Genomic DNA, 12,703 nt, shown 5'->3' on the forward strand with positions numbered 1-12,703 from the left:
GAACGTGCCCGGCACCTTTGCGGCGCCGGGCACGTGGAGTTCACCGAAGCGGGGTGTGTTATGCCCGTCCGGCCGTCTTCTGCGTCTTGCGGGTGACCGCGTCGATCACCACGGTCGCGAGCAGCACGCCACCGGTGATCATGTACTGCACGGGCGACGCGATGCCCTTGAGCGCGAGACCGTACTGGATCGAGACGATCACCAGCACACCGAGCAGCGCGTTCCAGGTGCGGCCGCGGCCGCCGAACAGCGAGGTGCCGCCGATGACCGCCGCCGCGATCGCGTTCATCAGCAGGTCACCGCCGCCCGCGCCCTGGTTGGCCGCGGCGATCTTGGAGGCCATCATCAGGCCGCCCATCGCGGCGAAGGTGCCGGAGATCGCGAAGACCGAGATGCGGACCAGGGCGACGTTGATGCCGGCGCGGCGGGCCGCCTCGACACTGCCGCCGAGCGCGAACACCTTGCGGCCGTACGCCGTGCGGCGCAGCACGAAGTCCGTGACGACGAGCATCACCAGGAAGATCACGACGGCCAGCGGCAGGCCCTTGTACTGGTTGTAGACGGCCGCGGCGGCGAACGAGACGACCGCGAGCAGCGCCGTACGGAGAATGGTCTCGCTCAGCGGCCGGGACGGCACTCCGGCGGCCTCGCGGCGCCGGTTGCCGAGGAAGGACGTGAGGAAGAACAGCACGGTGGCGGCGAGCGCGAGCCCGTAGGCGGCGGCCACGTCGGAGAAGTAGTAGCTGGTCAGCTTGGCGACCAGGCCCTGGTCGTCCAGGTTGATGGTGCCGCTGTCGCCGAGGATCTGGAGCATGAAGCCGTTCCAGAACAGCAGGCCGGCCAGGGTGACGGCGAACGCCGGGACGCCGATCTTCGCGAAGAAGAAGCCGTGCAGCGCGCCCGCGACGGTGCCCACCAGGATGGACAGCACCAGGGCGAGCCAGGCGGACATGCCGTGGGTGACGGTCAGCACCGCGTAGGAGGCGCCCGCGACGCCGGAGACCGAGCCGACCGACAGATCGATCTCGCCGAGCAGCAGCACGAAGACGATGCCGACGGCGATCAGGCCCGTGCCGACCATGGCGACGGAGATGTCGGAGAGGTTGCCCGCGGTGAGGAAGTTGGAGTTCAGGCTCTGGAAGATGATCCAGATGACGGCGAGACCGATGATGACCGGAACCGAGCCCAGGTCACCGGCCTTCATCTTCCGCTTGAACTCGGTGACGTAGCCCGCGAAGCCCTGCTCGCGCACGAGCAGGCGGGGGTCCACGGCGGTGACGGTGCCGGCCGCCGCCTCGGGGTTCTCCACGACGGCGTCCTGGGGAGTGTGGTCCTCGGGAGGCGTGGAGGTCTTGTCCAGACTCACTTCTGGACCTCCTTGGTGCTACGCGCCGCACGCCGGGTGACGGCGTTGTCGGTGGCGCCGGTGATGGCGGAGATGATCTCTTCCTGAGAGGTCGAGGCGACGTCGAACACGCCGTTGTTGCGGCCGAGCCGCAGCACCGCCACCTTGTCGGCGACAGCCTTGACGTCGGCCATGTTGTGGCTGATGAGGATGACGGCGTGGCCGCGCTCGCGCAGCCGCTCCACCAGGTCGAGCACCTGTGCGGTCTGCTCGACGCCGAGGGCCGCGGTGGGCTCGTCCAGGATGACCAGCTTGGGCTCGCCGAGCATGGAGCGGGCGATGGCCACCACCTGGCGCTGACCGCCGGAGAGGGAGGCGATCGGGATGCGGACGCTGGGGATGCGGATCGACAGCTGGTCGAGCAGGTCACGGGAGCGGCGCTCCATCTCGACCTCGTCCAGGATGCCGCGCTTGAGCAGCTCCCGGCCCAGGTAGAGGTTGCCGACCACGTCGATGTTGTCGCACAGCGCGAGGTCCTGGTAGACCGTCGCGATGCCCAGGGCCTGGGCGTCGTTGGGGCGGTTGACCTGGACGGGGCGGCCTTCCCATTCGATGGCGCCCTCGTCGATGGGATGCACGCCGGCGATCGTCTTGACCAGCGTGGACTTTCCGGCGCCGTTGTCGCCCACCAGGGCGACCACCTCACCGGCGTGGACCTCAAGCTCTACGTCGGTGAGCGCCTGGACGGCACCGAACCGCTTGGAGACCCCGCGCAACGCCAGCACGGGCGTAGCGGACACGTGAACCATCTCCTTCGCCGCCTGACCCGGCGGGAGGTTGTGCAGAAAGTTTGGGGGGTTCCGTCCGGCGCCCCGCGCCGAGCTTGCGGGGCTGTATGTGTCGCGGGACGCCGGAGGAGCAGGGGACGCCTTCACCCACGGAGGGGTCGCTCGGGGAGTCACGGGGGTGAACTCCCCGAGGATCGAGGCGTGTTGCGGAGACCTACTTCAGGCCGAGCTTGGCGCAGGCGGCCTTGTACTGCGCGGTGCAGATGTCGGCGACCGTGTAGACGCCGTCCTTGACGACGGTGTCCTTGATGTTGTCCTTGGTCAGCGCGGTGACCGGGAGGATGACGGTGGGGATCTGCTTGGTGGTCGGGCTGTCGACCTTGTCCTTGGCGATGGAGTCGAGCGACTTGCCCTGGGCGAGCGCGACGGCCATCTCGGCGGCCGCGTCGGCCTCCGGGGCGTACGGCTTGTAGACGCTCATGTACTGGTCGCCGGAGACGATGCGCTGCACACCCGCGAGCTCGGCGTCCTGGCCGGTGACCGGGACGGAGATGCCGGCCGCCTTGAGGGCGGTGACGATGCCGCCGGCCATGCCGTCGTTGGCGGAGTACACGCCGACGATGTTCTTCTTGCCCAGCGCCGAGATCGCGGCCTCCATGTTGGAGTTGGCGTTCTCCGGCTTCCAGTCCTTGGTGTCGTACTCCTTGCCGACGTTCACCTTGCCGTCGAGCACCTCGTGGGCGCCCTTCTTGAACTGCGCGGCGTTCGGGTCGGTGATGGAGCCGTTCATCATCACGATCTTGCCGGACTTGGCCTTGGAGCCCAGGGCCTTCAGCAGGGCCTCGCCCTGGGTCTTGCCGACGGTCTCGTTGTCGAACGAGGTGTAGGCGCTGATCGGGCCCTCGGCCAGCCGGTCGTACGCCACGACGGGGATGCCCTGGTCCTTGGCTTTCTGCACCGAGCCCTTGATCGCCGCGGTGTCCACGGCGTCCACGATGAGGACGTCCACCTTGTTGGTGATCATCGCGTCGACCTGCTGGTTCTGGGTGCTGGCGTCCTGCTTGGCATTGGCGTAGACGATCTGGCCCTTGCCGTTCGTCAGCTCCTTGACCTTCTTCTCGATCAAGGGGCGGTCGAACTTCTCGTAACGGGCCGTCTGGTTCTCCGGCAGGAGCAGACCGACCTTGATGGCATCGCCCTTCTTGGCGCTGCCGGAGGGCTTGCCTCCGTTGCCGGACTCCTTGGCACTGCCACAGGCGGCGAGCGAGACGGCCATGGCACCAGCGGCAACGGCGAAGGCCGCACGACGCATACGCGTGTTCACTTCTCAAACCTCCCTGACGAGGCCGCGTCGTTGCGGCCGAGGTGGCTGGAAGTCAACTCGGCCACACGTGCGACGTCAAGAAGTAAATCCTTAACGAGATGGCAACGGTGCCATTCCTTCTCTAAGTGAAGGCAGGGGCGGACACGGCCGGAGCGCTGGTGGCGGATCCGTCCAGAAGGGCCGAATCGCCCATCTCGCTCAGGGCGAGGGCGAGCGCGCCGAGCACCTCGGCACGGCCGCCAAGTGCCCCTGGGAGCACGGTGAGTTGGCGGGCGGCGCTGGGGATCGCGTAGCGGCTGACGGACTCCCTGATGGGTCCGAGGACCAGCTCGCCGGCCTCCGCGAGATCGCCGCCGAGGACCACCCGGCTGGGGTTGAGGAGGTTGCACAGGTTGGCCACGCCGCTGCCGATGTGGCGGCCGACGTCGGCGACCACCCGGCGGCATCCGGGGTCACCTTCCCTGGCGAGCCGTACGACGCCCTCCATGGTGAGGTCGGGGCCGTGGCTGGGCTGGAGCAGCGGCAGGACGTAGCGGGCGGCCGCGAAGGTCTCCAGGCAGCCCCGGTTGCCGCAGCGGCAGACCGGGCCCGACTCGTCCAGGGTGATGTGGCCGATCTCGCCCGCCGTACCGCCCGGACCGCGGTAGATGGTGCCGTCGATGACGAGGCCGGCGCCGACACCGCTGGCGACTTTGATGTAGGCGAGGTCGCGTACGCCCTTGCCGCTGCCCCAGACCAGTTCGCCGAGGGCGCCGAGGTTGGCGTCGTTGTCCACGTGCACCGGCACGCCGAGGCGTTCGCGCAGTTCCTCGGCGGGCTTGGTGCCGCCCCAGCCGGGCAGGATGGCGCTGTGTCCGAGGGTGCCGGACTCCAGGTCGATGGGGCCGGGCACGCCGAGACCGACGCCCGCGACCTTGGACCGGTCGACGCCGGTGGCCACGATCAGCCTGCTGACCAGTTCCTCGGCCCGGTCGAAGCCCTGGGCGGCGGAGGCGTCCACGTCCAGCGGTTCGGCCTCCTCGGCCAGCACCTGGTGGGCGAGGTTGCCGACCGCGACGCGCAGGTGCTGGTGCCCGAAGTCGACGCCGATCACGATGCCCGCGTCCCCGCTGAGGCTGACGCTGCGGGCCCGGCGCCCGCCCGCCGAGGTGGGCGTGACCTCGACCGTCCCGCCGTCCTTCAGTTCGCGCACGATGTTGGAGACCGTGGCGGCGGACAGGCCGGTCGTCCGCGCGATCTCCGCCTGCGTCAGCGAACCGGCCAGCCGGACGGCCCGTACCACCCGCTCCAGGTTGGCTCGGTGCAGTGACGACTGCGACCCTGGAGTCTCCACGACGACCTCCTGAGCGCGGGGCCGCTTCGGCGAGGCCCCGTGTATGTCCAACTAGTGAACTCTAAGCTGAGCCGTTCGGGGTGACTCACGTCAAGAGGTTGAGCCGGATAAGGGGCACGACACGGCGGTGCACGCCGCCCGGAGGCCCGGAACGGCGTGCACGCGGATGATCACGGAACGTATCCCCCAGCGGGGTGGGCGGTCTACTTGAGCGCCCCCGCGGTGAGCCCCTGCACCACCTGCCGCTGGAAGACGATGTACGCCCCGAGCACCGGCAGCATGGCCATCACCAGGCCGGCGAAGAGGCCCGACCAGTCGCCCTTGTAGCCCTGGCTGACCGCGAGCTGGACCAGGCCCTGGGTGAGCACCTTCTTGTCGGGGTCGGTGTTGAGGACCGTGGGCAGCATGTACTGGTTCCACTGGCCGAGGAAGTTGAAGATGCCCACGCTGATCAGGCCGGGCTTGGCCATGGGCAGCATGATCTGGAAGAACGTACGCGTGTGCGAAGCACCGTCCACGAACGCCGCCTCCGCCACCGAGGTCGGCAGGGTGCGGAAGAAGGCGGTGAGGAAGAAGACGGTGAACGGCAGCGAGTACGCGATGTAGACCAGGATCAGCCCGTGGATGGTGTTCAGCAGCCCCATGTTGTTCACGACGTAGAACAGCGGGACCAGCGCCAGCATGATCGGGAAGCTCATGCCGCCGATGAACAGGTAGTAGATGAAGCGGTTGCCCGGAAAGTCGAACCGGGCGAGCACGTAGGCGGCCATCGAGCCGAGCACCAGGGTCCCGATGAGCGAACCGCCCACCACCAGAACGGTGTTGAGGAAGTAGTCGCTCATGTTGGCGTCGGTCCAGGCCCGCGCCCAGTTCTCGAAGTGCAGCCGGTCGGGCAGCGCCCAGGGCGAGCCGAAGATGGAGCTGTCGTTCTTGAAGGACGTCATCACCGCCCACAGCAGCGGCATGACCACCATGATCGCCCAGATGATCAGCACGCCGTGCGAGAAGACGTTGAGGACGCCGCCCTCCCGCGCGCGGCGGCCCGGCTTCGGCACCGGCGCGTCCACCTTGGAGACGCTCGCACCGGGCTCGGCCGGCAGCGGGGCGGGGGTCTCGGTCGTCTTCATCGGTTCAGAACTCCAGCCGCTCGCGACGGCCCAGCCGCATCACGATCGCCGCGAACGCGAGCGTGACGACCAGCAGGGCGACGCCGATGGTGGTGGCGTAGGCGGCCTGACCGTCCCGGAACGCCTTCTGGTACACGTACAGGACCAGCACGGTGGTCGAGTAGTCGGGGCCGCCCGGACCGGTCGTCATGATCTGCACGACCGCGAACGACTCGGCGCCGAGCGCGAGGATGCCCATGTAGACCCAGCCGGACTGCACGGTGTCCCACAGCAGGGGCAGGGTGATGCGGAAGAAGGTGGTGGCGCGGCTCGCGCCGTCGATCAGCGCGGCCTCGTAGAGCTCGGCCGGGATCGAGGCCATGCCCGCGGAGAACAGGACCACGAAGAAGCCGGTCGTGGACCATACGAGGACGGCCATCACGCACCACAGGGCGAGGCCCGGATCGCCCAGCCACAGCGGCTGCACATGATCGAGCCCGATCCCGCGCAGGAGTGAGTTGATCGCTCCGCTGTCCGGGTTGTAGGCGAACTGGAAGAGGAGCGCGACGATCGCGATGGACAAGACCTGCGGAAAGAAATAAACGATCTTGTAGAAGGAGGAGCCCCGCACGCCCGTGATCGCGGGGCCGCCCCTTCTGCGCCGTCCACCCACATTGATCATGAAGGCGAAGAACAGCGCCAGACTGATCGTGACGACCGGCAGCACCAGAGCGAAGATCAGGCTGTGCTGCAACGACTTCCAGAACACGTCGTCGTGCAACATCCGCTTGTAATTGTCGAAGCCGACCATTTTGAATTCGGGGCTCAGGCCGGTCCAGTCCGTGAACGAGTAGTAGATGGACTGGATGAACGGCCACACCACGAACAGCGCGTACAGTCCCAGGGGTAGTACCAGGAACCCCACGATGAACCGGTACTTGCCGTGCTGCATCGTTACTCCGGTGCGCTCGGGGGTGCTGGTTACTGGTGCTTGTAGTGCTTGATGGTGGTGTCCTTGGCCGTCTCGTCGGCGAAGCCCTGGATCTTCTTTATGGCCTCGGCGGGGGTGAGCCGGCCCGCCATCATCTCGCCGAGGGCGCCGACGCCGATCTGCTCCTTCTGCAACTGGACGTACCAGTCCTGCAGACGCGGGTTCACCACGTTCGAGCCGGCCAGCTTCAGCGCCGCCACGCCCGACTTCAGGCCCGGCGTCAGCTCGATGCCCTCGGTGCCGCCGTTGTACGCGGTCAGCGACTTGACCTTGGCGGTGAAGTTCTTCGAGGAACCCTCGGAGAGCATGATGCGCAACTGCTCCATGCCGCCCTCGGGGTTCGCCGCTTTGGAGGGCACGATGAACGGCTCGCCGCCGGAGGCCCAGATGGTGCCGAAGGGCATCTTGTCGTGGCTGTCGATGCCGGAGGGCGCCGAGACCGCGAGGTCGAAGTCCTTGGGGATGACGTTCGCCGACTCGTTCTCCACCCAGGAGCCGTTCGGGATGAACAGGGCCTCGCCCTTGGCCCACGCGGTCTGCGACTGGATGTGGTCCAGGCCGGGCGTGCCCTTGAGGATGTAGCCCTTCTGGAACAGCTCGTAGTACGCCTCGAAACATGCCTTGACGGCCGGATGCTTCCAGGCGTTCGGCTCCAGGTTGTCGATGGCGTTCAGGACCTCGACACCGCCGACCTTGCCGATCATCGGGTAGAGCGAGAAGGGGATGTAGTACGGGTACTTGCCCGCGTACGTCCAGCCCGCCATGCCCTTCTTCTTGGCCTTCGCGCACACCTGGAGCATCTCGTCCCAGGTCTTCGGGTACTCGGCGTCCAGCGAGTCGAGGGCCTTCTGCGAGTACCAGACGCCGTAGACCGTGTAGGCGTAGTACATGATCCACACCGGGTCGCCGTCGAACTGGCCCATCTCCACGATGCCGGGGCGCAGCGTGTCGCGGACCTTCTTGCTCGGGTCGTCGTACGACGGCGCGTCGAGCAGCGGGGTGAGGTCGGCCAGCTGGTTCTTGCCGACCAGGACGCCCATGTCCATCTGCTCGGCGCCGGAGTTGTCGATCAGGTCCGGCGGGTCGCCCTGGTTGAAGCGGGGCTGGAGCGTGGACTGGATCTTCTGGGTGGCGGAGAACTTCACCTGGGCCTTGGGGAAGTCCTTCTGGTAGATCTTGACCGCGTCCTGCGCGTACTCCTTGCCGAAGCCGCCGTCGAAGATGACGAATTCCATCTTGGCGGTGTCGTTGACGCCGAGCGGGTTCTTGGCGGTCTTCTTGCCGGCTTTCGCCTTGCTCTGTCCGCCGCCGCCGCTGCTCGCGCAGGCGGACAGCAGGCCCATCCCCGGAACGGCGACCAGGCCGAGTGCGGCGGACCGCCTGATCAGCTCGCGGCGGCCGACACCCTCACGGTCGTGGTGCGCAGTGGATCCCATGCTCAAGTCCTCGCCTTCTCCAGGACTCAGGCGGTGAACCGGATCCTGCCCGGCACCGCGGTCGGGTCAAGCTGGTTGGTGCAGGAAGTTCTTCGTGCGTGCAGTGCGCGTACTGCCGGGATTGCTCTTGTACCGGGCGCCGACAGGTATAGTCCACTTCCCGCCAGCGGAGCAAGATCGAATACAGGGTTCGCGATGGGTCTTTTCCGAGTTGAGACCTCCCGGACATGGGAGTCCGCTGTGCGCAGCCCCCGGGAAATCGGCACGACATCGACGCCGGCTCCGGCCCTGGCGTGAACCCCCGAATGACACGCTCAACACCCTTGACATCGCCTGCCACTTCACCACCTACTTGGTTCCTGTGTTCCGCTTCTGACAACGTTGTCCACACGGCGCGGGAGGGAATTCCGTACATGCAGCGGAGAACTCGGCACAGATGGGGTCCGGCGGCCGTCCTGACGGCCGCCTTCGTCATGGCCGCGGGCGCGCAGGGCGCCGCGGTCGCACTGCCCGCCAAGGCCCCGGCGGCCGACCGGGAGTTCGCATCCTCGTTCGAGGCGGGGGATCCCGCCCCGGACTGGCTGAACACGGTCGACACCGGACCGGACGGCTCCCCGCGCGCCTCGGGCGTGGACGGCGGCTACAGCACCGGCATACCGGGCAATGTGAACGACCATGTCACCGAGGTCCGGGCGAGCGGAGAGAACGCCGGCGCGGGCGAGGTGAAGGAGAACCTGGCCGACGGCGAGTCCGGCACCAAGTGGCTGACCTTCCAGCCCACCGGCTGGGCGGAGTTCGACCTGGACAAGCCGGTCACGGTGAAGACGTACGCGCTGACCTCGGCCAACGACTACGCCGAACGCGATCCGCGGGACTGGACGCTGCTCGGCTCCACCGACGGCAAGGACTGGAAGTCCCTCGACACCCGCGCGGGCGAGACCTTCTCCGAGCGGTTCCAGACGAAGTCGTACGACCTTGGGCAGCCGGCCGAGTACCAGCACTTCCGACTGGAGGTGACCCGGAACAACGGCGCCCCGGACATACTCCAGCTCGCCGACGTGCAGTTCTCCACGGGCGGCAGCGGCGGCCCGGTGCCGCAGGACATGCTGACGCTGGTCGACAAGGGCCCGACCGCCTCTCCGACGGCGAAGGCGCGGGCCGGGTTCACCGGGACGCGGGCGCTGCGGTACGCCGGGCGGCACACGGCGAACGGGCGCGCGTACTCGTACAACAAGGTGTTCGACGTGAACGTGAAGGTCGGCGGCGACACGCAGTTGTCGTACCGGATCTTCCCCTCGATGGCCGACGGCGACCGGGACTACGACGCCACGAACGTCTCCCTGGACCTCGCCTTCACCGACGGCACCTACCTCAGCGACCTCGGCGCGCTGGACCAGCACGGGTTCCCGCTGTCCCCGCGCGGGCAGGGCGCCGCGAAGTCGCTGTACGTCAACCAGTGGAACAACGTCGTGGCGCGGATCGGCTCGGTGGCGGCGGGGAAGACGGTCGACCGGATCCTGGTCGGGTACGACTCCCCCGGCGGCCCGGCGAAGTTCCGCGGCTGGATCGACGACGTGTCGCTGAAGCCGGTCGCGCCCGAGAAGCCGAAGGCGCATCTGTCGGACTACGCGCTGACCACGCGCGGCACCAACTCCAGCGGCAGCTTCTCGCGCGGCAACGACTTCCCGGCGACGGCACTGCCGCACGGTTTCAACTTCTGGACGCCGGTGACCAACGCGTCCTCGCTGAGCTGGCTCTACGAGTACGCACACGCGAACAACGACGCCAATCTGCCGACGATCCAGGCGTTCAGCGCGAGCCATGAGCCGAGCCCGTGGATGGGCGACCGGCAGACCTTCCAGGTGATGCCGTCGGCCGCTTCCGGTACTCCGGACACCGGGCGGGAGGCGCGGGCGCTGGCGTTCCGGCACGAGAACGAGACGGCGCGGCCCTATTACTACGGCGTACGGTTCGAGAACGGGCTGAAGGCGGAGATGGCGCCGACCGACCACGCGGCGGTGATGCGCTTCACCTATCCCGGCTCCGACGCGAGCGTGGTCTTCGACAACGTCACCGAGCAGGCGGGGCTGACCCTGGACGCGGAGCACGGGACCGTCACCGGCTACTCGGACGTCAAGTCGGGCCTGTCCACGGGGGCGACGCGGCTGTTCGTGTACGGCGTGTTCGACAAGCCGGTGACGGACGGCTCCGCGAGCGGGGTGAAGGGCTATCTGCGGTTCGCGGCGGGCGCCGGCCACACGGTCACCCTGCGCCTGGCGACCTCGCTCATCAGCGTCGATCAGGCGAAGGACAACCTGCGGCAGGAGATCCCGGACGGCACCTCCTTCGACACGGTGAAGGCGCGGGCGCAGCGCACGTGGGACAGGCTGCTCGGCAAGGTGGAGGTGCAGGGCGCGACCCCGGACCAGCTGACCACGCTGTACTCCAGCATGTACCGGCTGTACCTGTACCCGAATTCGGGCTTCGAGCGGGTGGGCGGCAAGGACGAGTACGCCTCTCCGTTCTCGCCGATGCAGAGCCAGGACACGCCGACGCACACCGGCGCGAAGATCGTGGCGGGCAAGGTGTACGTCAACAACGGTTTCTGGGACACGTATCGGACGACATGGCCGGCGTACTCGTTCCTGACGCCCACTCAGGCGGGCGAGATGATCGACGGGTTCGTGCAGCAGTACAAGGACGGCGGCTGGACCTCGCGCTGGTCCTCGCCCGGTTACGCGGACCTGATGACCGGCACCTCCTCGGACGTGGCGTTCGCCGACGCCTATGTGAAGGGCGTGAAGTTCGACGCCGAGGCGGCGTACGAGGCGGCGCTGAAGAACGCGACGGTCGTGCCGCCGTCGTCCGGGGTGGGCCGCAAGGGCATGAGCACCTCGCCGTTCCTCGGCTACACCACTACCGACACCGCCGAGGGGCTGTCCTGGGCGATGGAGGGGTACGTCAACGACTACGGCATCGCGCGGATGGGCGCGGCGCTGTACAAGAAGACGGGCGAGAAGCACTACGCGGAGGAGTCGGAGTACTTCCTCAACCGTGCCCGCGACTACGTGCACCTCTTCGACCCGCGGGTCGGGTTCTTCCAGGGCAAGGACGCCAAGGGCGACTGGCGGATGAGCGCGTCGAGTTACGACCCGCGGGTGTGGGGTTACGACTACACGGAGACCAACGGGTGGGGTTACGCCTTCACCGTGCCGCAGGACACGCGGGGCCTTGCCGACCTGTACGGCGGGAGGCGCCAACTCGCGGACAAACTCGACCAGTTCTTCTCGACCCCGGAGACGGCTTCCCCCGAGTTCGTCGGCTCCTACGGCGGGGTCATCCACGAGATGACCGAGGCGCGGGACGTGCGGATGGGCATGCTCGGGCAGTCCAACCAGGTCGCGCACCATGTGTCGTACATGTACGACGCGGCAGGGCAGCCGTGGAAGACGCAGGCGGCGGTGCGGGAGATCCTGTCCCGGCTGTACCTCGGCAGTGAGATCGGGCAGGGCTATCACGGCGACGAGGACAACGGCGAGCAGTCGGGGTGGTTCCTGTTCTCCGCGCTCGGCTTCTACCCGCTGGTCATGGGCAGCGGCGACTACTCCATCGGTTCCCCGCTGTTCAAGAAGGTCACGGTGCACCTGGAGAACGGCCGCGATCTGGTGGTGAACGCGCCGGGGAACAGCGCGAAGAACGTGTACGTGCAGAGCGTCACCTTCAACGGCCGCCCCTGGACGTCCACTTCACTGCCGCAGTCGCTGCTCGCCAAGGGCGGGGAGCTGACGTTCTCGATGGGTCCCCGGCCCTCGGCGTGGGGCTCCGGGAAGGACGCCGGGCCGGTGTCGATCACTCAGGACGACAAGGTGCCCGCGCCCCGGACGGACATGCTGCGCGGTGACGGCGCCCTGTTCGACGACACCTCGGCGACGGAGGCGACGGTCGGCTCCGTCGAACTGCCGGTGAGCCGGTCGGCGAAGCCGGTGCAGTACACGCTCACCTCCCCGGCGGACCACACCAAGGCGCCGACGGGCTGGACCCTTCAGGGCTCCAGCGACGGCACGACCTGGCGGACGCTGGACCACCGCTCCGGGCAGACCTTCCCGTGGAACCGCCAGACCCGTGCCTTCACGATCGCGGCGCCGGGCGATTACGCCAAGTACCGCCTGGTACTGGACGGTTCGGCGACGCTGGCGGAGGTGGAGCTGCTGGGCTGAGGTGAGCGGCCGACAGGGCCACCCCACCTTGACCAGGTGATGTACACGCAGCTGTCAACCCAAGAACTGGTCAAGATTGAGTCATGTGTGCTTCTATTGCGCCGCTCAATCGATCATGTGCGGCTCACCGCGTCCGGGGCGTATGCCTCACCGGTACGCGGTG

The 12,703-nt window shown here is 67.8% G+C and carries 8 protein-coding genes; 1 reads left to right on the forward strand and 7 read right to left on the reverse strand.

The window, feature by feature from the left end; translation table 11 throughout:
- Positions 1-58 precede the first annotated feature (58 nt).
- From ACZ7EC_RS20335 to ngcE, 7 genes are all read right to left on the reverse strand, one after another.
- Positions 59-1,366 (reverse strand): sugar ABC transporter permease, encoded by a 1,308-nt coding sequence (locus ACZ7EC_RS20335; RefSeq protein ID WP_471064347.1) that lies wholly within the window; start codon positions 1,364-1,366, stop codon positions 59-61.
- Positions 1,363-2,154: an ATP-binding cassette domain-containing protein gene (locus tag ACZ7EC_RS20340; protein WP_397983451.1), complete on the reverse strand. Its 792-nt coding sequence runs from the start codon at positions 2,152-2,154 to the stop codon at positions 1,363-1,365. The genes ACZ7EC_RS20335 and ACZ7EC_RS20340 overlap by 4 nt, the downstream gene beginning before the upstream one ends.
- Before the next feature lie 193 nt (positions 2,155-2,347).
- Positions 2,348-3,445 carry a substrate-binding domain-containing protein gene (locus ACZ7EC_RS20345; RefSeq protein ID WP_471064796.1) on the reverse strand — a complete coding sequence of 366 codons (1,098 nt, stop codon included), beginning with the start codon at positions 3,443-3,445 and terminating at the stop codon, positions 2,348-2,350.
- A gap of 133 nt (positions 3,446-3,578) precedes the next feature.
- Positions 3,579-4,790, reverse strand: a complete 1,212-nt coding sequence (locus ACZ7EC_RS20350) for an ROK family transcriptional regulator (protein WP_471064349.1) — start codon at positions 4,788-4,790, stop codon at positions 3,579-3,581.
- A gap of 203 nt (positions 4,791-4,993) precedes the next feature.
- Entirely contained in the window at positions 4,994-5,917 is a 924-nt protein-coding gene (locus tag ACZ7EC_RS20355) for a carbohydrate ABC transporter permease (RefSeq protein WP_397983453.1), read from the reverse strand.
- Positions 5,918-5,921: 4 nt separating this feature from the next.
- Complete coding sequence (locus ACZ7EC_RS20360) at positions 5,922-6,848, reverse strand: carbohydrate ABC transporter permease (protein ID WP_471064351.1); 927 nt, start codon at positions 6,846-6,848, stop codon at positions 5,922-5,924.
- Between the two features lie 29 nt (positions 6,849-6,877).
- Positions 6,878-8,323, reverse strand: a complete 1,446-nt coding sequence (ngcE, locus tag ACZ7EC_RS20365; RefSeq protein ID WP_471064353.1) for an N-acetylglucosamine/diacetylchitobiose ABC transporter substrate-binding protein — start codon at positions 8,321-8,323, stop codon at positions 6,878-6,880.
- Between the two features lie 413 nt (positions 8,324-8,736).
- On the opposite strand from ngcE, the gene ACZ7EC_RS20370 reads away from it, so the two are divergent.
- The gene (locus ACZ7EC_RS20370; RefSeq protein WP_471064355.1) at positions 8,737-12,540 is read left to right on the forward strand and encodes a GH92 family glycosyl hydrolase; all 3,804 of its coding nucleotides are present in this window, start codon (positions 8,737-8,739) and stop codon (positions 12,538-12,540) included.
- Positions 12,541-12,703 lie beyond the last annotated feature (163 nt).

It is taken from the genome of Streptomyces sp. NPDC037203, from assembly GCF_055605065.1.

Bases quoted from the DNA above. Each gene is read 5' to 3' on its own strand.
- ACZ7EC_RS20355 (WP_397983453.1), bottom strand. From the start codon at position 5,917: ATGAAGACGACCGAGACCCCCGCCCCGCTGCCGGCCGAGCCCGGTGCG.
- ACZ7EC_RS20370 (WP_471064355.1), top strand. From the start codon at position 8,737: ATGCAGCGGAGAACTCGGCACAGATGGGGTCCGGCGGCCGTCCTGACG.
- ACZ7EC_RS20360 (WP_471064351.1), bottom strand. From the start codon at position 6,848: ATGCAGCACGGCAAGTACCGGTTCATCGTGGGGTTCCTGGTACTACCC.
- ACZ7EC_RS20345 (WP_471064796.1), bottom strand. From the start codon at position 3,445: ATGCGTCGTGCGGCCTTCGCCGTTGCCGCTGGTGCCATGGCCGTCTCG.
- ACZ7EC_RS20340 (WP_397983451.1), bottom strand. From the start codon at position 2,154: ATGGTTCACGTGTCCGCTACGCCCGTGCTGGCGTTGCGCGGGGTCTCC.
- ngcE (WP_471064353.1), bottom strand. From the start codon at position 8,323: ATGGGATCCACTGCGCACCACGACCGTGAGGGTGTCGGCCGCCGCGAG.